Below are 19,042 nucleotides of genomic sequence, written 5' to 3' on the forward strand. Positions count from 1 at the left end.
TCACCCGATCGCAATCGCCACTTTACCGAAATGGGCGCCGCTCGCCATGTGATGGAACGCCTCCTTCACCTGGTCGAACGGAAACACCCGATCGATCACGGGCTTCGTGCCATGCAGCGCCAGCGCGTCGCAAAACGCCTGGAGGTCCTCGACCGAGCCGACCGTGACGCCCTGCAGCCGCTGCTGCTGCATCACCATCAGCGGCAGCCGCAGCTCCGCCGGAGGTGGGCCGGCGAGCACGCCGATGAAGGCGATGCTGCCGCCGATGCGCGTCGCGCGGATCGACTCGTTCAGCGTGCCGACGCCGCCGACCTCGACCACGAGATCGACGCCATGGCCCGTGATCTCGCGCGCCCGCTTGCCCCAATCGGGCGTCGTCTTGTAGTTCAGCGTGACATCGGCGCCAAGCTCTTTCAGCCGCGCCATCTTGGCCTCGCTCGATGAGGTCGCGATCACCCGTGCGCCGCAGAGCTTTGCGATCTGCAGCGCGAAGATGGAGACGCCGCCCGAGCCTTGCGTCAGCACGCTCGCGCCCGGCTTGATGTTGCCGAGCTTGACCACCGCGCTCCAGGCGGTGAGCCCGGCACATGGCAGCGTCGCCGCCTCGATGTCGGTGAGATGCGCCGGCGTCTTCACCACGGCGTCAGTGCGAAACACGCGATATTCGCTCAATGTGCCGTCGACCGCGCCGCCGAGCGCGCTGCGCATCTTGGCCTCGCTCGGCTCGCCACCGAGCCAGCCCTCGAAGAAGCTGCCGAGGACGCGATCGCCGATCGCAAAGCCGCGCACGCCCTCGCCGACCGCCTCGACCACGCCGGCGCCATCGGAACACGGCACCAGCGGAAATTTCTGCCGCGAGCCGTAGCCGCCCTTCACGGTGAGCAGATCGCGATAGTTCAGGCTCGCGGCCGTGAGCCGCACCAAGAGCTCGCCCTTGCGGGCCTGCGGAATGGGCTTGTCGACCAGCGCCAGCGCGTCGATCCCGCCCGGCCCCTGCAGCTCATAGCATTTCACCGGCCGCTCCTCCGCGCTGTCTGATTTGTCGACATCCTGGCGCGGTTCGCAGTGAGGATCAAGCTGAGCGCCGATCGGCAGCGCCGCGCCGCCTGAGATCGCTCGGCGGCCGCCGGTAGATCGCGGCAAAAGCGGCGTTGAAGCGTCGCAAGCTGCCGAAGCCGGCCTGCAGCGCGATCTCGGTCATCGGCCAGTCCGTCGTGTCGAGCAGCCGCTTGGCGCGCTGCACGCGGATCGTCTGCGCCACCTGGATCGGGCTCGCGGCGAGATGGCGCTGAAACAGCCGGTCGAGATGCCGCGGCCCGATGCCCAGCCGCGCGGCTAGCTCATCGATGCTGCCGTCATCAAGCGCGCCGTCATCGATCAGGCGGAGCGCCCGCGCCACTGTCGTGCGCGTGCCCTGCCAGGCCGGCGAGAACGGCGCGGTCTCGGGCCGGCAACGCAGGCAGGGACGGAAGCCGGCGGCTTCGGCTGCGGACGCCGATGGATAGAAGCTGACATTGGCCGCCTTCGCCGGCCGCACCGGGCACACGGGCCGGCAATAGATCCGCGTCGTCCGCACGCCGATGAAGAAGCGGCCGTCGTAACGGCTGTCCCGCGCCACCCGCGCCCGTTCGCATTCGCTGATGTCAGGCGTCATGGCGCGTGCAGCATCCTCAAATCCCCCGTCATGCCCCGCGCAGGCGGGGCATCCAGTACGCCGCGGCTTATCGGCTCAATCACAACTGCCTCTGGATACTGGATCGTCCGCCTTCGCGGACGATGACAGCGAGTGAAAACACCGACGACCGAGTCCGATTCCGGCGAGCCGCGATCGCTGCGCGATGTTACCTCAAGCGCGATCCACGTCACTCTGAGAATGACAATGTCGAGCAGCGACCTTTTCAAGCCAGCTTTGGAACGCGCCGTCAGTCATGCGCTCCATCATCTCTCGTCCGCCGACGCTGCACCGGTCAACGCCACCGCGGATCTCTCCACGCTGCGCGCACGCTTTGCGCAACCGCTGCCGGAGCACGGCACCGACCCGGCAGCGGTGATCGACGATCTCGTGCGCGATGCAGCGGGCGGAATCCTTGGCTCGAACGGCGGCCGCTTCTTCGGCTGGGTGATCGGCGGCACCCTGCCCGCGGCGCTCGCAGCGGACTGGCTGGTCTCGACCTGGGACCAGAACGGCGCGATCCACGCCTGCGGTCCGGCGGAGGCCGTGATCGAGGAGGTGGCGGGTGGCTGGCTCAAGCAGCTGTTCGGCCTGCCGCAGACGGCGAGCTTTGCCTTCGTCACCGGCACGCAGATGGCGCACCTCACCTGCCTTGCCGCGGCGCGGCATCGGTTGCTGAAGCAGGCCGGCTGGAACGGCGAGGAGCAAGGCTTGTTCGGCGCTCCCGCCGTCCGCGTCCTCACCAGCAGCGAGCGCCATGGCTCGGTCGAGCGGGCCGTCCGCATGCTCGGTTTCGGCAAACGCGCGGTCACGGCCCTGCCCTGCGATATCGATGGACGGCTCGCCCCCGAGACGCTGGCGCAGGCGCTGGAAAATGGTTCGCAGCCGGCCATCGTCGTGCTGCAGGCCGGCGACCTCAACATCGGGGCCTTCGACCCTTTTGCCGAGCTGATCCCGATCGCGCGCCGCTTTGGCGCCTGGGTCCATGTCGACGGCGCCTTCGGCCTGTGGGCCGCGGCCAGCCCGAACCATCGGCATTTATTGCAAGGCGTCGAGCTGGCGGATTCCTGGACTAATGACGGCCACAAATGGCTCAACACGCCGTTCGACTGCGGCTACGCCTTCGTCGCCGATACCGATGCGCATCGCAGCGCCTTCTCGCATCGCACCAGCTACACCCAATTCGTCGATGATGCGCGCGACCAGATCGAGTGGAATCCGGAGTGGTCGCGGCGCGGCCGCGGCGTTCCGACCTATGCGGCGCTGCGCCAGCTCGGCCGTGCCGGCGTCGCCGCGCTGGTCGAGCGCTGCTGCGCCCATGCCCATGCGCTGGTGACACGCATCGGCAGCCTGCCCGGCGCGGAAGTCGTCTGGGAGCCGGTCATCAACCAGGGCCTGGTCCGCTTCCTCAGCCCCCATTCGGGGGCCACCGAGCAGGATCATGATCGCCAGACCGATGCGGTCATCGCGCGCATAACGGCCTCGGGCGAGGCCTTCTTCGGCGGCACCACCTGGCGCGGCAGACGCTGCATGCGCGTCTCCATCTGCAACTGGCAAACAGGTACGGACGACGTCGATCGCGCCGTCGCGGCGGCGCGGCGCGCACTGGGATAGATGTTCGGATTGCGAACGATTTCGGCCGCAGGTCTCATTCCCACGGGCCTGCCGCCGGATTCGCCGGCCTCACGGCGCCGGCTCGTCCTCGACCAGCGGCAACACCACCTGCCTGACCACATAATCGGTACCGGCCCACGTGACGGCAATCGTCAGCAGCAGCATTGCCAGGACCATGATGATGTCGCGTCGATGCATCGCGGAGGTACGTCCAGACCTCCCGATAGTTTCAACATTATGGCGCGCATGACAATAAAATGCCGAACTCTGGAACCTTTTCTGGCGCAGTCCCCGTTCCAGCACCAACCAGCCGCCTCATCCCCAAGAGACCGTCTCGCGGGCTGCGGATGCGATCCGCGGCCCATGACGCGTGCCCAGACGTGACGGCTACCGAGAGCGGCAATAGCCTTCAATCGTGCCGCTTTTGCCTGTAAACCCGTCTGTGCACCGCAATGCAGATCGAGACCATGTCCCAGCACAAGACCAGAGTGGCGATCCTGTTCGGAGGGCGCTCCGCCGAGCACGACGTCTCCCGGGCCTCGGCCGCCAATATCTATCGCTCCCTCGATCCCAATCGCTATGAGATCACGCTGATCGGGATCACCGGCGACGGCCGTTGGACCCTCGCCGATGCGTCCGATGACAGGAACACCTCCGCGCTGGTCGTTCCCTCAGACGGGTCGCAGCTCGCGCTGCTGCCGGGCGGCGGCGGCCGCGCTCTGGTGGTCCAGGACGGCGCGCCGCTGCGCGAGCTGGCCTTCGATGTCATCTTTCCGGTCCTGCACGGCCCCAATGGCGAGGACGGCACGGTGCAGGGCGCGCTCGAGCTGGCTGATGTCGCCTATGTCGGCGCCCGCGTGATGGGATCGGCGGCGTCGATGGACAAGGACGTCGCCAAGCGGCTGCTGCGCGACGCCCGTTTGCCGATCGTGCCTTACGTGGCGATGACGGCATCAGCGCCGATCGCCTATGAAGATGCGGTCCGCGCGATCGGCGCGGGCGAGCTGTTCGTCAAGCCGGCCAATCTCGGCTCCTCGGTCGGCATCTCCAAGGCGCGCAGTGCCGATGAGTTCGAATCCGCCTGCCGCCTCGCGCTGCGCTACGACAGCAAGATCCTGATCGAGCGGGCTATCGCGCCGGTGCGCGAGATCGAATGCGCCGTGCTGGAGACGGCCGACGGCAAGGTCAGCGCGTCGGAGCTCGGCGAGATCGTCCCGGCCGGCAGCCACGGCTTCTATTCCTACGAGGCGAAATACACCGATGCCAATGGCGCGTCGCTGCACGTACCGGCGCAGCTGGACCCGGCGTTCGCCGAGCGCATCCGCAAGCTCGCGGTTCAGGTGTTCGGCGTGTTGTGCTGCGAGGCTCTCGCGCGGGTCGACTTCTTCGTCAGCGGCGAGGACGTCTACGTCAACGAGGTCAACACGCTTCCGGGCTTCACCAATATCAGCATGTATCCAAAGATGTGGGAGGCCACCGGCCTGCCCCAGCCCGCGCTGATGGACGCCCTGATCGCCCACGCGCTGGCGCGTCATCAGCGGATCAGGAAGCTCAGCTTCCAGCGCTGAGCCTGAAGCCGTCGCACAGGAAACGGTGCGCCCCCTCTCCCCGTTCTTCACGGGGAGAGGGTTGGGGTGAGGGGCAGACGCTTGCTCAGTTCAGATTGTTAGACCTGTACCCCCTCCAAGCACTCGACAAGCTGGAAATCGGCCGCATTCCGACAGGCAGCATCAAAGAACTGATTCGGCGCGCACGCCCCAACGCACTGCCCAACATTCGAGGTGCACATTTGTCCAATCCACTGATGCACCTCGCCTGCGCTCTCGTCATCATCATCTCTGCTGCGCCAGCCGCAGCCCGCGACCTGGTCGGACAGGTCAGCATCGTCGACGGCGACACGCTCGACATCCACGACGAACGCATCCGATTGTGGGGGATCGATGCGCCCGAGAGCACGCAGCTGTGCCGCGGCCGCGACCGCCGTCCCTATCGATGCGGCGCATTGGCCGCCAACACGCTCGACGCCTTCGTCAGGGCCAAGACCGTGCGCTGCACCCCGGTCGACGATGATCGCTACGGCCGCATCGTCGCCCGCTGCGCAGTCGGCAAAGTCGATCTCGGTCAGATGCTGGTATCGCGCGGGCTCGCGGTCGAGGAGCCGCAATATTCGCACGGCCACTATGGCGCCGATCAGCTCGCCGCCCGCCGCGCCGGCCGCGGCATCTGGGCCGGCCGCTTCGTCGAGCCGTCATTCTACCGCGCCTGCATGCATGCCGCCGGCGGACGGGTGTCGGAGTGCTCGGACGGCACGCCGGGATGGCGGTGACGTGCGCTTCTATTTCGACTCTTCGTCAAGACCTCCGGCCGGATTGCCATCAAGATCAATCTCGCGCCCCACTTCTTGGGGACGTGCCACACCAAGCTTCACGCCGACGAGCGGAGAGCGGCGGAGTGCAGCGAGGATACCACCCGTTGCTGCGGCTCACCCTGCGTGCGTTCGCTGCCTACTGACTGATGTTGCAATTTCTTTGCCGTCGTCGTGCCTATCTAACCGGCAAACTTGTACATATCACGCACTCGGCGCGCCACAACTTCCCAAGACCGTCGGAGCTCATGGCTCAGGTGTAGCGTGGGCAAAGACGCCTTGCCCGGCGGGTCCGACAGACCGAAGATGCAGCGGGTCGCCGTGCCCACCGACGAAAATCATGGTCTGAAATAGTTTGCACGCTTCGCTTTGTCCACCTCACGAAATAGACTTCGACAGGTGGAATTTAAGAGGCTGGCTCATGCGCAGAACGACGCTCGTCCGCAACATTGTCTTGGCGCTTGCTCTGATCGGCTCATGGCTTGCGCCGATGAACGCCGCAGACCATGCCACTTCTCATATCGTCCAAAGCGAGCAGCGTGAGTTCGACGGAGTCGACTTCAAAGGACAAACCGAGTTTGAGGTCTCCGATCCTCATCTGCTGCCCCGGCAACTCGCACAGGCTGCCGCGCAATCCGGGTGTCACTACGAGAGAGCAATCAAGGATTTTCCAACTCGCTTCATTCGGATGAGCAATCAGCGCTTCGCACTGGTGTATTGCGAAGCACTCTTTGGAACTCACAAAATTTTCGACCTTACAAATATCAGGAAGCCAAGAGTGATGTATGTGCCGTTTTTTGCTATCAATAGAGGCTTCGGCACGACCTCCGGGCCAGGCTACGTCACCTGGAACAAGGATAGCGAAACCTTGCAATCCGAAATCGGCTCGGATGTGTGCCCGTCGTCAAGGCTACGCCACATCTATAGCCTCGGCGATAATGCAGGACGAGCCAGCGACGGCATAGGATTTGTTCTGACTCATATCGACATCCAGGAAGATGGATGCGGCAACGGCGAATGGACAACACTTTGGGACGCACCCGCGTGGTCGAAGCTGAACGAGCCTCGCTAGACTCGGAGCACTGGCGCCGAAAGGACGATTTTCGAAATCCTGCAAGCAGATCGCGCCATCGCCCCAGGTGAAACATTTTACTTCCGTTTTTCAGAATTTAGTGCCATAGTGCATCGTCCCGCCTCGAGATGAGGGGCGTTTCGCGACCGTCACGAACGTTGAGCGCGGGATGCGGTGGGCGCATCTGGCTGCAGCGTGGTTCTTCGCGCGGACGAACAGCACGATGCGCACGGTGAAATCGTGTGGTCCTGGTCTCCCGGTGCTGAGACCAAGGTCGCTGACTCCTTGAGTCCAGCGTTCGACGGGGGCAAGAACGCCGGTCCCCGAGGAGAGCGCGTATAAGCCGTAAAGCCATCGCGCAGGGAAGGCCGGTTATTTGGCTGTACCTGTGGTTCTGCCGCGTGCTTTTTTGCTGCACGCGGACCGCGGGTATCAGCTGGTACCCGGCCTTCCCTGCGCCCTCCACTACCCGAGGGCGGAAGATGAACAGAGCTCGGCGCGAAAGCGGCGCGAGGATGATGCCACATGTCTTGCCGCCCTCTCCGCTGTCGTCCCGGGCAAGCGCGCAGCGCGCCGACCCGGGACCCATACTCACAGGACGGAGTTTTGACGTCAGCTGGTCGAATATCCCACTTGAACAACGGCTGCCTGTGGTTATGGGTCCCTGCGTTCGCAGGGACGACATCGAAGTCGAGGATAGAGCCGTCCTTCACCCCAAACCCCGCAGAAAAACCGACTGAATCCCCCGCTCCGATCCGCTACACTCGCCGCGTGCCAAATATCCCTACGATTCTCGTTTTCGACTCCGGTCTCGGCGGCCTGTCCGTGCTGCGCGAGGTGGTCGGCGCGCGGCCTGACGCGCATTACGTCTATGTCGCCGACGACGCCTTCTTCCCCTACGGCCATCACACCGAGGAGGCGCTGGTTGCCCGCGTGGTGCCGCTGATGGGCGATCTGATCGCAGCTCACAGGCCCGATCTGGTCGTGATCGCCTGCAACACCGCCTCGGTGCAGGTGCTGGCGCCGCTGCGCGCCGCCTACAGCGTGCCGTTCGTCGGCACCGTGCCGGCCATCAAGCCGGCCTGCGCCGGGTCGGCGACCAAGCGCGTGTCCGTGCTCGGCACCAAGGCCACGGTGGCGCGCGAATACACTCGTGCGCTGATTCGCGATTTCGGCGGCGGCTGCGAGGTGACGCTGGTCGGCTCGCCCGAGCTCGCCGCGCTCGCCGAGGCGGCGCTCAGTGGCGGGAGCGCAGCCGACGATGCGATCGCGGCCGAGATCATGCCCTGCTTCGTCGGCAACGGTGCAGATCCTGCCGTGCGCACCGACACCGTGGTGCTGGCCTGCACGCATTATCCGCTGCTGCTCGATCGATTGAAGCAACTCGCGCCATGGCCGGTCGCCTGGATCGACCCGGCGCCAGCCATCGCACGCCGCGTCTCCGACCTGCTGGGACCGCCGGGCCTGGAGGCCGACGAGGCCGGCGCCACCATGATCTTCACCTCGAACAAACGGCATAATCTCAGCCGCGCGCTGACACCGTATTTCGGCGGCCGGGTGCCTGCGTAGATCATGATGCGATAAGGAATCGCATCATGATCTAATCTCTTTGATTGAGCATGATCTTTTCGGAAAACCGGTTTCCACTTTTCCGGATCATGCTCTAGTGGAGCAAGTCCGCCGATGCTAGAGGCCGCAAAGCCACTTAATCGCCTGAAGCAGGCCTGGCGCGACAAGCGCCCGACCTTCGGCGCGATCGCCACCATTCCCAGCATCCAGACCGTGCGGATCATGGCGCAAACGCTCGACTGGATCATCGTCGATCTCGAGCACGGGCCGATCGACCTTTCCACCGCGCACGGCATGATCATGGCGACCGCAGGGACGCCCTGCGTGCCGCTGGTGCGCATCGCCGCGAACGAGCCGCATCTCGCCAAGGCGCCGATGGACATCGGCGCGCTCGGCATCAATTTCCCGATGATCTCGAACAGCAACGAGGCCGAGAAGGCGGTGCGTAGCGTGCGCTATCCGCCGCGTGGCGAGCGGTTGTGGGGCCCGTTCCACGCGCCGTTCCGCTGGAACGTCTCGATGACCGACTACATGTCGAGCGCCGACGACGACATGATCTGCATGATCACCATCGAGCATGTCGAGGCGGTGAATCGCATCGACGAGATCATGGCGACGCCCGGCATCGATATCGCGGTGATCGGGCCCGGCGATCTCGCCACCTCGGTGAACAAGCGCGGCCAGCTCGATGATCCCGAGGTGCAGGACCTGATCGCGCGCGCCGAAGCCGGCATCCTGAAAAGCGGCGTGCCGATCGGCGGCGCCGCGCGCACGGCGGAACAGGCCAATGCGATGACCGCGCGCGGCTATCTCGCCATCGCGCTCGGCTTCGACTGGTCGCTGTTTCAGCGCGGCATTGCCGCGAGCTTCGAGGGGATCAAGCGATAGCGCGCAACCAGGCCGGCCTTGCGCCTGAAGGCACCGCTGTTATGGTCCCGCCCTGGGGGAACCAACGCTCAGATCGTTCATATTCGCGGCATGGAGGGCCGCGAGGACTCGGATTGCGGCAGCTCGCCGCATCGAAGGTCGTGGTGCGCACGAAACCGGCAATCCCACGCCAAGCGTCGGCGGCGGAGATTGCTTGCCTGCCTCGTCGGCGCCATAGACTGCCCCTAGCCAAGCCTGACAGGCTGCGCCCGGAGACGCGGGCAGTTAAAGATCAATCGAACAAGGTGATGGAAGCCGGATTGGACGATGCGCGGAACGGTTAAGAACATCTCGCTGTTGCGCCGTCTGATCATCGATTTGATGCATGCTTCGCGCGACGTGCCATTCGTGTCGCTGGCCCGCACGCTTCATATACGCCCGTTGATCGAGGCGCGGGCCGCTCTCGCCCGCCGGCCCGGCTATGCCGCGATCTTCGTCAAGGCCTTCGCGCTTGTCGCCCGCGACGAGCCGGCCCTGCGCACGCTCTACGCCAAATGGCCGCGGCGCTGCTTCTACGAGCTGCCGCGCAGCGTCGCCATGGTCGCAATCGCCCGGGTCGAGGATGGCGAGCATTGCGTGCTGCCGCAACGGGTCTGCCGCCCGGACGAGCTCGCGCTGACCGAGGTCGATGCTGTCATCCGCACCGCCAAGGAGGCGCCGTTCGCGGAGGTGCCGATGTTCCGCAAGATCATGCTGGCGACGCGGCTGCCGCTGCCGCTGCGCCGGCTGGCCTGGGCCGTCGGGACCAATTGCGGCCGGCAGCGCGGCAATTTCTTCGGCAATTTCGCGGTTACCGGCGTCGCTGCCTATGGCGGCGGCCGGCTGCATGCGCTGAGCCCGGGGCCCTATATCCTGAGCTTCGACGTCGTCAGGCCCGACCACGGCATTGATGTCGTGATCCGCTGGGATCACCGGGTTACCGACGCGGCACTGATCGCCCGGGTTTTCGGCCGGCTGGAGCAGGTGCTCAATGGAGAGATTACGGCCGAGCTGCGCGCCCTCCGGGCGGCGGAGGCCAAAGCCGAGCCCAAGAACGAGCACAAGGCGGTGCGGGCGGTCGGGGTTTAGAACGCCGATTCGGGACATGAGAGCCGAATCGGACAGTTCAGATGCGATTTCGGACTCGGAAATGGGACTATTGGTTTGACAAGGCGGCGGTTTTGCCCCTAGAAACCGCCCTGCTCGCGGGCCGTTTCGGCCCGCGATGCGTTTCGCGACCCGTGGCCCATCCCTTCATGCTTTGGGGGCTGGGCCTGTCGGTGCCGGGGCCATGTCCGGGCACACAGGAGGGCGCGTTTCCTCAAACCCTAATGTATGACTTGAAGAGGACGCGATGACCAAGCGCAGTGAGGCGAAATACAAGATCGATCGCCGCATGGGCCAGAACATCTGGGGCCGCCCGAAGAGCCCCGTCAACCGCCGGGAATACGGCCCCGGCCAGCACGGCCAGCGCCGCAAGGGCAAGCTCTCCGACTTCGGCGTGCAGCTCCGCGCCAAGCAGAAGCTGAAGGGCTATTACGCCAACATCTCCGAACGCCAGTTCCACGGCGTCTATGTCGAGGCCGGCCGCATGAAGGGCGACACCGGCGAGAACCTGATCGGCCTGCTCGAGCGTCGGCTCGATGCCGCGGTGTTCCGCGCCAAGTTCGTGCCGACCATGTTCGCGGCGCGCCAGTTCATCAATCACGGCCACATCAAGGTCAACGGTCGCAAGGTCAACATCGCGAGCTATCAGCTTAAGGTCGGCGACGTAATCGAGGTCAAGGAAGCCTCCAAGCAGCTCGCCATCGTGCTCGAGGCGAGCCAACTCGCCGAGCGCGACGTGCCCGATTATCTCGACGTTGATCACTCCAAGATGACCGCGAAGTTCGTGCGCATCCCCGGCCTTGCCGACGTGCCGTTCGCGGTGCAGATGGAGCCGCATCTGATCGTCGAATTCTATTCGCGCTGATCTTGATCCGGCGTTCGCGCCACCCTATCTGATAATCCGAAAGGCCCCGGTACGCCGGGGCCTTTTTTCCATTCCGACCACCGATTCCCGAAAGCCACAGTTCCCGACAATCGATCTGCCCCCCGCTGACAACAAGACCATGGCGTGATTCAATGTCCGCGTGGGTAAGTATGGGGCGTTCGCCATGGAGTTTAACAGGCGCAGTATCGTTTTCGGCGCGATCGCGGATCACGCGAGTACCGCGCTTCCCTTGCCACCGCTCCGTGCGCCACCGCTGCGCGGACGTCTCTCCGGAATTCTCTACCGCTTCAACGACGGTCTCTTTCCTTCGACGGTCTTCGACATCCTCGAACGTTCGCAATGGCACGTTCAGACCGACGACACCGCCCTCGTCATTCGTCACATCGAGACCGGGCTGACCTTCACCGGCGCCAATCTCTCCTACGATCCGAACGCGCTGGAGCTCTTGCACTGCTTCGATGATGAGCGCGAACTTTCCAGCGAATGGCGGACCATGCTGGTCGGCTGGGCCGCGCTGAACATCGCCTGGAACGTACGAAACCAGCGGCCGCCGGGCGTTTCCGGCACCTTCTATCTCTCCCCTTCGCGGCAAAGTCCGCTGCAGCCCTGGGTGTTCGATTACGCTGAGGCGCCGCCGCTCGTTGCCGAGCCGTTCATGCCCGCATCCCGCTCCCGCCGTCCCGACATCTGGCTGCATCCGCCGCTCGCGGCCTGAGCGCTCACGACATCTTCAAAACGCGATGGATGCGATCGCGTTTTGCCGCCCTCGCCGGATTTGAGTAAGGTCCTCGCGATCACGATCGCCCAAGCGATCCCGAACGAGGACTGCTCATGTTCTATACCCCGCCTCCGCGCGATCCCAACGCGCCGCCGCTTCGCATCAATCTGCTGTCGGACACCCAGACGAAGCCGACGCCCGCGATGCGCGAGGCGATGGCAGGCGCGGAGGTCGGCGACGAGCAGACCGGCGATGATCCGACCGTGAACCTGTTGTGTGCGCGCGTCGCGGAGCTGCTCGGCAAGGAAGCAGCCGTCTTCATGCCGTCGGGCACCATGTGCAACGTCGCGGCCACGCTCGTGCATTGCCGCAGGGGAGACGAGCTTCTCGCCCACGAGACCGCCCATATCATCTCGCGCGAAGGCGGCGCGCATGCCGCGCTCGGCGGCTTCCAGATCACGCAGCTCAAGGGTGCTGACGGCCAATTCACGCCGGAGACGTTCCGCGCGGCGCTGCATCCGCGCTCCCGCTACCAGCCGACGCAGACGCTGGTCAGCGTCGAGCAGACCGCCAATATCGGCGGCGGCACGATCTGGAAGAAGGCCGCGCTCGACGAGATCGTCACCATCGCCAAGGCGAACGGCCTGATCACGCATATGGACGGCGCGCGGCTGCTCAATGCCACGGTCGCGACCGGCATCCCGGCGCACGACATGACCGAGGGATGGGATTCCGCCTGGATCGATTTCTCCAAGGGACTTGGTGCGCCGATCGGCGGCGTGCTGGCGGGCAGCGCCGCCTTCATCGACGAGGTCTGGCGCTGGAAGCAGCGCCTCGGCGGCTCGATGCGGCAGGCCGGAATCGTTGCCGCTGGCTGCGTCTATGCGCTCGATCATCATGTCGAGCGCCTGGCGGATGATCATGCCAATGCACGAGCGCTCGCGCGCGGGCTGGCACAGATCAACGGCATCGTGGTGCAGGAGCCCGAGACCAATCTGGTGTTCTTCAAGCCTGATGGCGCCGGCGTTCCCGGCGACAAGATGGTCGCGGAGCTGCGCAAGCGTGGCGTGTCGCTGGCGATGATGGACGGCCGGATCCGCGCCTGCACGCATCTCGACGTCACGGCCGCGATGATCGAGGAGACGATCGGCTACGTCAGGGAGATCGTGCGAGCCGCATAAGCCTTCCGCTCACGGCACCAGCGCCTCATAGACGAGGCGCCGCACCTCGATCTCGTTCTCGCCCAACCGTGACGGCGCCTGGACCAGGACGATCACGAACAAGTCGTCTTGTGGATCGACCAGGAAGAACGTGCCGCCGGCGCCGCTCCAGCGATACTCGCCGACCGCGAATGGCGGTGTGGCCGCTGTCCGCACGGCGAAGCCGAGCCCGAAACCGGTTCTCGGCCCCGGAAAGTAGAAGTTGTCGCGCGCGATCTCAGGGTTCAAGTGGTCGCGTGTCATCAGCGCGACCGTCTCGGGCTTCAGATAGCGGCGGCCGTCGAGCGTTCCGCCGTTGAGCAGCATCTGCAAGAACCGCGCGTAATCGCCGATGGTCCCGATCATGCCGGCGCCGCCGGACTCCCATTTTCGCGGCCGGATTGGATCATCGAGCCCCGCGACCGGCCGGTCGAAACGATCCTGCGGCAGCGGCTCGGCCACACGGTCCCGCTTGCTTTGGTCGGCAAGATGAAATGCGGTCTCGGTCATGCCGAGCGGATCGAGCAAGCGCTGCTTCTCGAACTCATACAGCGACTGTCCCGACACCACCTCGACGACGCGGCCGAGCACATCAAAGGAATGGCCGTAGTCCCACAACGTGCCGGGCTGCTCGGCCAGCGGCAGCTTGGCCAAGCGGTCCACGAAAGTCGCGTTGTCGATGTCGCCATCGAACAGGTTCGAGGCCGCGTAGAGCTTGCGCACGGCGGTATCCCCATAGAAGCCATAGGTGATACCCGAGGTATGGCGCAGCAAATCCTCGATCGTGATCGGACGCGCGAGCGGCTCGAACGATCGCACGCTCTTGCCGTCGGGTGCGAGCACCGCGACTTTCGTGTCGGCAAAGGCCGGAATGTATTTCGCGACGGGGTCATCGAGCCGGAGCTTGCCATCGTCGACCAGCATCATCACAGCAACCGCGGTGATCGGCTTCGACATCGAATAAATGCGGAAGATCGTATCCGGTGTCATCGGCAGCTGTGTGGCGACATCGCGCACGCCCAAGGCCTGCAGCAGCACAGGTCGGCCGTGCTGCTGCACCAGCACGACGGCGCCGGCAAGATGGCCGGCTGCGATCTCGCTCCGGACATAATCGCCGACTTGCTCGATCCGTCGCGGATCGAGAGTCCGGGCAGCTTCCGTGGCGGAATTGTCAGCATGGGCGCTCGCCGTGAGCAACGCGACGAGTGCACAAGAGATCAGGCGCCGCCGGGAAATCAGCCGTTCGATCATGGATTGCTCCGCCTTTTGGTTGGCGAGAATCTCGCTGCGAATTTCAACGTGTGCGATTGGCGATCAGCTCGCTCAGCGCCCGGTCATGCAGGTGGGCGCTGTCCTCGGAGAAGCAGCAGAAAACAATGTGCTCTAGCGACGTCTCAGGCTGGATCGCCTCAAGTGTCGTGGCGACGGCAATATGGGCCGCGCGGTCGGCGGGAAAACGATAGACGCCGGTCGAGATCGCCGGAAATGCGGCGGAGCGAAGCCCGTGCTTGTGGCAGAGCTCGATCGAACGGCGATAGCAGGAGGCGAGCAGCTCGGGCTCGCCGCGATCTCCGCCCTGCCAGACCGGCCCGACGGTGTGGATCACATGGCTGGCCGGCAGCCGATATCCCCTGGTGATCTTGGCATCGCCGGTCTTGCAGCCATGAAGCATGCGGCACTCCATGACCAGCTCAGGTCCGGCGGCGCGATGGATCGCGCCGTCGACCCCGCCCCCGCCAAGCAGCGAGGTATTCGCCGCGTTGACGATGGCGTCAACGCGCAGCGTGGTGATATCGGCGACGATGACCTCGAAACGGGTCGTGCCGATCTTTCGGACAGGCCAGCTCAGGCGGAGGCCGTGGTGCCGACCGGGATGCCCTGGTCGGCAAACAGCTGCTGCAGCTCGCCCGACTGGAACATCTCGCGCACGATATCACAGCCGCCGACGAACTCGCCCTTGACGTACAGCTGGGGAATGGTCGGCCAGTTCGAATAGGCCTTGATGCCGTTGCGGAGTTCGGAGGATTCCAGCACGTTCAAGCCCTTATAGCCGATGCCGACATGGTCGAGGATCTGCACGACCTGGCCGGAAAAGCCGCACTGCGGGAATTGCGGGGTGCCCTTCATGAACAGCACCACGTCGTTCGACTTCACTTCGTTGTCAATGAATTGCTCGATGCTCATTTTCTGATGTCCCTTGGGGCGCGCGTCAATCGGCGTCACTGACGCTATATGTAGCGCAAACCGTTGGTCTGCCAAAGTAAAATGCGGCGGATCAGGCATGCAAAGGATGGGCCGGACACGCCCCGGCGACCCTTGGGACCATAGCCTGACGACAACAATATAATACAGGGCGGGAGGGTTTTATCCTGGAGCCAAGCCCCTATTTAGGACGGACTGCCCAGGAACTTGTTCCCCGGAACAACGTTTTCTCCTTTCAAACGGAGACTCTTGTGACCAGTCCAGCCTCCGCCGCGGCGTCCGCCCCGCTTGCCGACCCCTCGCTCTTCTCCGGGTCCGGCACTCTCGCCCAGACTCTCGTTGATTCCTTTCTTGACGTCCGCGGCGAGACCGAACGCCGGGCCGCGCCGCTGAGTGCAGAGGACCAGGTCATCCAGTCGATGCCGGACGCGAGCCCCGCCAAGTGGCATCGCGCCCACACCACCTGGTTCTTCGAGCAGTTTCTGCTCTCCGAGCACTGCAAGGGCTATCGCCCATTTCACCCCGATTATGCCTTTCTGTTCAATTCCTATTACGTCAGCGCCGGGCCGCGGCACACCCGCGGCGAACGCGGCCTGATCACCCGCCCCGGCGTGGAGGACGTCACCGCCTATCGGCGTCACGTCGATGCTGCGATGGTCAAGCTGCTGCGTGAGGCCGATGCGGCTACACTGGACAAGGTCGCGCCGCTGGTCGAGATCGGGCTCAACCACGAGCAGCAGCATCAGGAATTGATGCTGACCGATATCCTGCATGCCTTTGCGCAGAACCCGACCGCGCCCGCCTATGATCCAAACTGGCGCTTTCCGGATGCGAGCCGCGGCAACGACTGGGTCACGCTGCCGGAAGGCATCCACAGCATCGGCCATGCCGATGACAGCTTCCATTTCGACAATGAGAAGCCGGCGCATCGCGCGCTGGTCGGCCCGGTGAAGCTTGCCCGCAATCTCGTCAGCAACGCCGAATGGCGCGCCTTCATGGACGACGGCGGCTACCAGACGGCGACGCTGTGGCTGATGGACGGCTTTGCGACCGTCACCAAGGAAGGCTGGCAGGCACCGGGGCATTGGTACAAGGTCGAGGGCGAGTGGAAGATCATGACGCTCGGCGGTCTGAAGCCGGTCGACCCGAACGCGCCGGTCTGCCATGTCAGCTACTACGAGGCGGATGCGTTCGCGCGCTGGAGCGGCAAGCACCTGCCGACCGAGATGGAGTGGGAGGTGGCCGCGCGTGGCGGCCAGCTCAACGACGCCTTCGGCATCGTCTGGCAATGGACGCGCAGCGCCTACGCGCCCTACCCCGGCTACCGGGCCATCGAAGGCGCGCTTGGCGAGTACAATGGCAAGTTCATGGTCAACCAGTTGGTGCTGCGCGGCTCATCGCTTGCAACTCCGGAAGGCCATAGCCGTATCACCTATCGCAACTTCTTCTATCCGCATCACCGCTGGCAATTCACCGGGTTGCGTCTCGCCGACTACGTCTGACGTGTTCTGCGCTTTTGATGGTTCTACCTGCTGAATTCCGACCAAGGCGCGCCTATCAGCGCGTTCAGGAGAGTATCATGAATGTGCACGCGCCTGCTTTGGCCAATGCTCACCTTCCCGACGAGCGAACGTCAGCTTTCGCAAGAGACGTGATCGCCGACCTTTCGCAGCAGCCCAAGCGGCTGTCGCCGAAATATTTCTACGATGCGACCGGCTCGGAGCTGTTCGAACAGATCACGCGGCTGGTGGAATATTATCCGACACGTACCGAGCTCGGCATCCTCCGGGATTGTGGTCCGCAGATCGCGGCCATCATTCCGCAAGGCGCGGCGCTGGTCGAATTCGGCGCCGGCGCGACGACCAAGGTTCGACTGCTGCTGGCGAGCTGCGCCTTCAAGACCTATGTGCCGGTCGACATTTCCGGGGATTTCCTCAACGAGCAGGCGAGCGCCTTGCGCAAGGACTTCCCTGATCTTGCCGTGCATCCTGTGGTGGCTGATTTCACCATGCCTTTCGCGCTACCGGGCGAGATCAAGGACATGCCGAAGGTCGGCTTCTTCCCGGGCTCGACCATCGGCAATTTCGAACCGCATGAAGCCTGCCGCTTCCTGCGCTCGGCCCGCGAGATCCTGGGTGTCGGCGCACTGATGATCGTCGGCGCCGATCTGGAGAAAAACGAGCGGATGCTGCATGACGCCTACAACGATGCAGCCGGCGTCACCGCGCGCTTCAACCTCAATCTGCTGGTGCGCATCAACCGCGAGCTCGGCGGCAATTTCGATATCTCCGCCTTCACCCATCGCGCGATCTACAATCGCGAGCAACACCGGATCGAGATGCATCTGGTGAGCCGGAAATCGCAGAGCGTCCGGATGCTGGGCACGAGCTTCAGCTTCCGCACCGGCGAGAGCATCCACACCGAGAACTCCTACAAATACAGTGTCGAGCGCTTCGGCGCGCTGGCGCGCGGCTCCGGCTGGAGGGTGCTCAAGACCTGGACCGATGCCGAGAAGCTGTTCTCGGTTCACGCGCTGGTGGCGGAGGCGTGAGCCTCCGCCTGCGTCCGTAGCGAGATCGACTCCCAGATCGCGACGACGACCAGCACCGCCGTCGTCAGGGCCGACAGGACCAACGGTGATAGCGCGGTCGCGAACCAGCCAAGCCCGAGCAGCGCCGCGATGCCGGCGGCGTGGGACAATTGCAGGAAGCCGCGGATGTCGAACTTGAACAGGATGGTGCCGACCAGGAACACCAGCGGTCCTCCGACCGCGGTCAGCATGGTCGCGACCTCCGTGTGCCCTGACGAATGCTTCAGCAAGATCTCGTCGGCGACGGCCGACAGGATGATCCCCGCCACGATCGGCATGTGCAAATAGGTGTAGGCCGAACGTGCAACGCGGCCCGAATCCTCCGCTTTCGAGATCAACTCCGACCCCGCCTCGGCACCACGGTTGAAATAAATCCCCCACATCGCGACGCTGCCGACAAAGGCCGCCACGAAAGCCGCGATGTTTGCCGCAGTCCAATCGAGGTCAGCAAAGGTCGCACCGGTCACCACGATGGATTCGCCGAGCGCGATGATGATGAAGCCGGCGCAGCGCTCGGCCATGTGGCCGCCTTCGACGAACCAGTCCTGCACGGTCGAGGCGCCAAGGCCGGGCGTCCAGAATCGCGCGATCGGCGAGACATATTCGATCGCGAGCGCGACACCCCAGAGCTCGAGCCGGCCCTGTCCTTCGCTCAGGCCGCCGAGAATCCAGAACACCGCCGATGCGGTGAGCCAGGCCAAGATTCGGATCGCGCTCAACCGTGTCGCTGAGCGTGCGCGCGGCGTTGCCGTAAGCCAGAACGCGGTGCGGCCGACCTGCATGGCCGCATAGGCCAATGCGAACCAGAGCCCGCGCGCCTCGAAAGCCTGCGGGATGGACATCGACAGCACCAGGCCGCCGAGCATCAACAGAAAGAGCAGGATCCTGACCGGCGTCTTTTCCGGGTTGAGCCAATTGGTCACCCAGGTGGTGTAGACCCACCCCCACCACACGGCGAGAAACAGCAGAATCGTCTGCAGCGCGCCGAGTGCGGTCAGGCGTCCGAGCAGGAAATGCGAGATCTGCGTCACCGCGTAGACGAAGACCAGATCGAAGAACAGTTCGGCGTAGGTGACGCGGCTATGCTGGTTCGGCACCAGCACACGAAACAGCGCGCCGTGGGGATGATCGGCCGCCATCGC

The 19,042-nt window shown here is 64.6% G+C and carries 19 protein-coding genes; 12 read left to right on the forward strand and 7 right to left on the reverse strand.

Annotation, left to right across the window (positions count from 1 at the left end):
* Together P6U24_RS26440 and P6U24_RS26445 are read right to left on the reverse strand one after the other, a co-directional pair.
* Positions 1–1,014, reverse strand: a complete 1,014-nt coding sequence (locus tag P6U24_RS26440) for an NAD(P)-dependent alcohol dehydrogenase (RefSeq protein WP_407155392.1) — start codon at positions 1,012–1,014, stop codon at positions 1–3.
* A 58-nt stretch (positions 1,015–1,072) separates the two neighbouring features.
* Positions 1,073–1,654, reverse strand: coding sequence for a bifunctional transcriptional activator/DNA repair enzyme AdaA (locus P6U24_RS26445; protein ID WP_407155393.1), 582 nt, complete (start codon positions 1,652–1,654; stop codon positions 1,073–1,075).
* A 225-nt stretch (positions 1,655–1,879) separates the two neighbouring features.
* On the opposite strand from P6U24_RS26445, the gene P6U24_RS26450 reads away from it, so the two are divergent.
* The gene (locus P6U24_RS26450) at positions 1,880–3,286 is read left to right on the forward strand and encodes a pyridoxal phosphate-dependent decarboxylase family protein (RefSeq protein ID WP_407155394.1); all 1,407 of its coding nucleotides are present in this window, start codon (positions 1,880–1,882) and stop codon (positions 3,284–3,286) included.
* Positions 3,287–3,355: 69 nt separating this feature from the next.
* On the opposite strand, the gene P6U24_RS26455 is transcribed toward P6U24_RS26450, so the two are convergent.
* The gene (locus tag P6U24_RS26455) at positions 3,356–3,484 is read right to left on the reverse strand and encodes a hypothetical protein (protein ID WP_407155395.1); all 129 of its coding nucleotides are present in this window, start codon (positions 3,482–3,484) and stop codon (positions 3,356–3,358) included.
* Between the two features lie 269 nt (positions 3,485–3,753).
* Between P6U24_RS26455 and P6U24_RS26460 the strand changes: the two genes are divergently transcribed.
* From P6U24_RS26460 to P6U24_RS26500, 9 genes are all read left to right on the forward strand, one after another.
* A complete protein-coding gene (locus P6U24_RS26460) occupies positions 3,754–4,854 on the forward strand; it encodes a D-alanine--D-alanine ligase family protein (RefSeq protein WP_407155396.1) in 1,101 nt (366 codons plus the stop codon).
* A gap of 236 nt (positions 4,855–5,090) precedes the next feature.
* Entirely contained in the window at positions 5,091–5,612 is a 522-nt protein-coding gene (locus tag P6U24_RS26465) for a thermonuclease family protein (protein WP_407160589.1), read from the forward strand.
* Between the two features lie 460 nt (positions 5,613–6,072).
* Positions 6,073–6,723 (forward strand): hypothetical protein, encoded by a 651-nt coding sequence (locus P6U24_RS26470; protein ID WP_407155397.1) that lies wholly within the window; start codon positions 6,073–6,075, stop codon positions 6,721–6,723.
* Positions 6,724–7,494: 771 nt separating this feature from the next.
* Positions 7,495–8,292 (forward strand): glutamate racemase, encoded by a 798-nt coding sequence (gene murI, locus P6U24_RS26475; RefSeq protein WP_407155398.1) that lies wholly within the window; start codon positions 7,495–7,497, stop codon positions 8,290–8,292.
* A gap of 114 nt (positions 8,293–8,406) precedes the next feature.
* Positions 8,407–9,180, forward strand: coding sequence for an HpcH/HpaI aldolase family protein (locus tag P6U24_RS26480; protein WP_407155399.1), 774 nt, complete (start codon positions 8,407–8,409; stop codon positions 9,178–9,180).
* 306 nt (positions 9,181–9,486) lie between these two features.
* A complete protein-coding gene (locus P6U24_RS26485; RefSeq protein WP_407155400.1) occupies positions 9,487–10,287 on the forward strand; it encodes an acyltransferase in 801 nt (266 codons plus the stop codon).
* 265 nt (positions 10,288–10,552) lie between these two features.
* Positions 10,553–11,170, forward strand: a complete 618-nt coding sequence (gene rpsD, locus P6U24_RS26490; protein WP_407155401.1) for a 30S ribosomal protein S4 — start codon at positions 10,553–10,555, stop codon at positions 11,168–11,170.
* Between the two features lie 184 nt (positions 11,171–11,354).
* Positions 11,355–11,906, forward strand: coding sequence for a hypothetical protein (locus P6U24_RS26495; RefSeq protein WP_407155402.1), 552 nt, complete (start codon positions 11,355–11,357; stop codon positions 11,904–11,906).
* A 116-nt stretch (positions 11,907–12,022) separates the two neighbouring features.
* On the forward strand, positions 12,023–13,090 hold the full coding sequence (locus tag P6U24_RS26500; protein ID WP_407155403.1) for a threonine aldolase family protein: 1,068 nt from the start codon (positions 12,023–12,025) through the stop codon (positions 13,088–13,090).
* Between the two features lie 9 nt (positions 13,091–13,099).
* Here P6U24_RS26500 and P6U24_RS26505 read toward each other — a convergent pair whose 3' ends face one another.
* Genes P6U24_RS26505 through grxD form a run of 3 tightly spaced genes read right to left on the reverse strand, consistent with a single transcriptional unit; the run spans position 13,100 to position 15,292 of the window.
* Positions 13,100–14,359 carry a serine hydrolase domain-containing protein gene (locus P6U24_RS26505; RefSeq protein WP_407155404.1) on the reverse strand — a complete coding sequence of 420 codons (1,260 nt, stop codon included), beginning with the start codon at positions 14,357–14,359 and terminating at the stop codon, positions 13,100–13,102.
* A 43-nt stretch (positions 14,360–14,402) separates the two neighbouring features.
* Positions 14,403–14,957 carry an O-acetyl-ADP-ribose deacetylase gene (locus P6U24_RS26510; protein ID WP_407160590.1) on the reverse strand — a complete coding sequence of 185 codons (555 nt, stop codon included), beginning with the start codon at positions 14,955–14,957 and terminating at the stop codon, positions 14,403–14,405.
* Entirely contained in the window at positions 14,954–15,292 is a 339-nt protein-coding gene (gene grxD / locus P6U24_RS26515) for a Grx4 family monothiol glutaredoxin (protein ID WP_407155405.1), read from the reverse strand. Before grxD ends, P6U24_RS26510 begins: the two co-directional genes overlap by 4 nt.
* A gap of 269 nt (positions 15,293–15,561) precedes the next feature.
* On the opposite strand from grxD, the gene egtB reads away from it, so the two are divergent.
* Together egtB and egtD are read left to right on the forward strand one after the other, a co-directional pair.
* Entirely contained in the window at positions 15,562–16,812 is a 1,251-nt protein-coding gene (gene egtB, locus P6U24_RS26520; RefSeq protein WP_407155406.1) for an ergothioneine biosynthesis protein EgtB, read from the forward strand.
* 77 nt (positions 16,813–16,889) lie between these two features.
* Positions 16,890–17,861: an L-histidine N(alpha)-methyltransferase gene (egtD, locus tag P6U24_RS26525; RefSeq protein WP_407155407.1), complete on the forward strand. Its 972-nt coding sequence runs from the start codon at positions 16,890–16,892 to the stop codon at positions 17,859–17,861.
* On the opposite strand, the gene P6U24_RS26530 is transcribed toward egtD, so the two are convergent.
* Positions 17,837–19,039, reverse strand: coding sequence for a low temperature requirement protein A (locus P6U24_RS26530; RefSeq protein ID WP_407155408.1), 1,203 nt, complete (start codon positions 19,037–19,039; stop codon positions 17,837–17,839). The genes egtD and P6U24_RS26530 overlap by 25 nt on opposite strands.
* Positions 19,040–19,042: the final 3 nt, after the last annotated feature.

This window comes from Bradyrhizobium sp. STM 3557 (assembly GCF_045571465.1).
Taxonomy (GTDB): Bacteria; Pseudomonadota; Alphaproteobacteria; order Rhizobiales; family Xanthobacteraceae; genus Bradyrhizobium.

Excerpts from the sequence above, each read along its gene's own strand:
- P6U24_RS26445 (WP_407155393.1), bottom strand. The coding sequence starts at position 1,654 with ATGACGCCTGACATCAGCGAATGCGAACGGGCGCGGGTGGCGCGGGAC.
- P6U24_RS26450 (WP_407155394.1), top strand. The coding sequence starts at position 1,880 with ATGTCGAGCAGCGACCTTTTCAAGCCAGCTTTGGAACGCGCCGTCAGT.
- P6U24_RS26455 (WP_407155395.1), bottom strand. The coding sequence starts at position 3,484 with ATGCATCGACGCGACATCATCATGGTCCTGGCAATGCTGCTGCTGACG.
- P6U24_RS26460 (WP_407155396.1), top strand. The coding sequence starts at position 3,754 with ATGTCCCAGCACAAGACCAGAGTGGCGATCCTGTTCGGAGGGCGCTCC.
- P6U24_RS26465 (WP_407160589.1), top strand. The coding sequence starts at position 5,091 with ATGCACCTCGCCTGCGCTCTCGTCATCATCATCTCTGCTGCGCCAGCC.
- P6U24_RS26470 (WP_407155397.1), top strand. The coding sequence starts at position 6,073 with ATGCGCAGAACGACGCTCGTCCGCAACATTGTCTTGGCGCTTGCTCTG.
- P6U24_RS26480 (WP_407155399.1), top strand. The coding sequence starts at position 8,407 with ATGCTAGAGGCCGCAAAGCCACTTAATCGCCTGAAGCAGGCCTGGCGC.
- P6U24_RS26485 (WP_407155400.1), top strand. The coding sequence starts at position 9,487 with ATGCGCGGAACGGTTAAGAACATCTCGCTGTTGCGCCGTCTGATCATC.
- rpsD (WP_407155401.1), top strand. The coding sequence starts at position 10,553 with ATGACCAAGCGCAGTGAGGCGAAATACAAGATCGATCGCCGCATGGGC.
- P6U24_RS26495 (WP_407155402.1), top strand. The coding sequence starts at position 11,355 with ATGGAGTTTAACAGGCGCAGTATCGTTTTCGGCGCGATCGCGGATCAC.
- P6U24_RS26500 (WP_407155403.1), top strand. The coding sequence starts at position 12,023 with ATGTTCTATACCCCGCCTCCGCGCGATCCCAACGCGCCGCCGCTTCGC.
- P6U24_RS26505 (WP_407155404.1), bottom strand. The coding sequence starts at position 14,359 with ATGATCGAACGGCTGATTTCCCGGCGGCGCCTGATCTCTTGTGCACTC.
- grxD (WP_407155405.1), bottom strand. The coding sequence starts at position 15,292 with ATGAGCATCGAGCAATTCATTGACAACGAAGTGAAGTCGAACGACGTG.
- egtD (WP_407155407.1), top strand. The coding sequence starts at position 16,890 with ATGAATGTGCACGCGCCTGCTTTGGCCAATGCTCACCTTCCCGACGAG.
- P6U24_RS26530 (WP_407155408.1), bottom strand. The coding sequence starts at position 19,039 with ATGGCGGCCGATCATCCCCACGGCGCGCTGTTTCGTGTGCTGGTGCCG.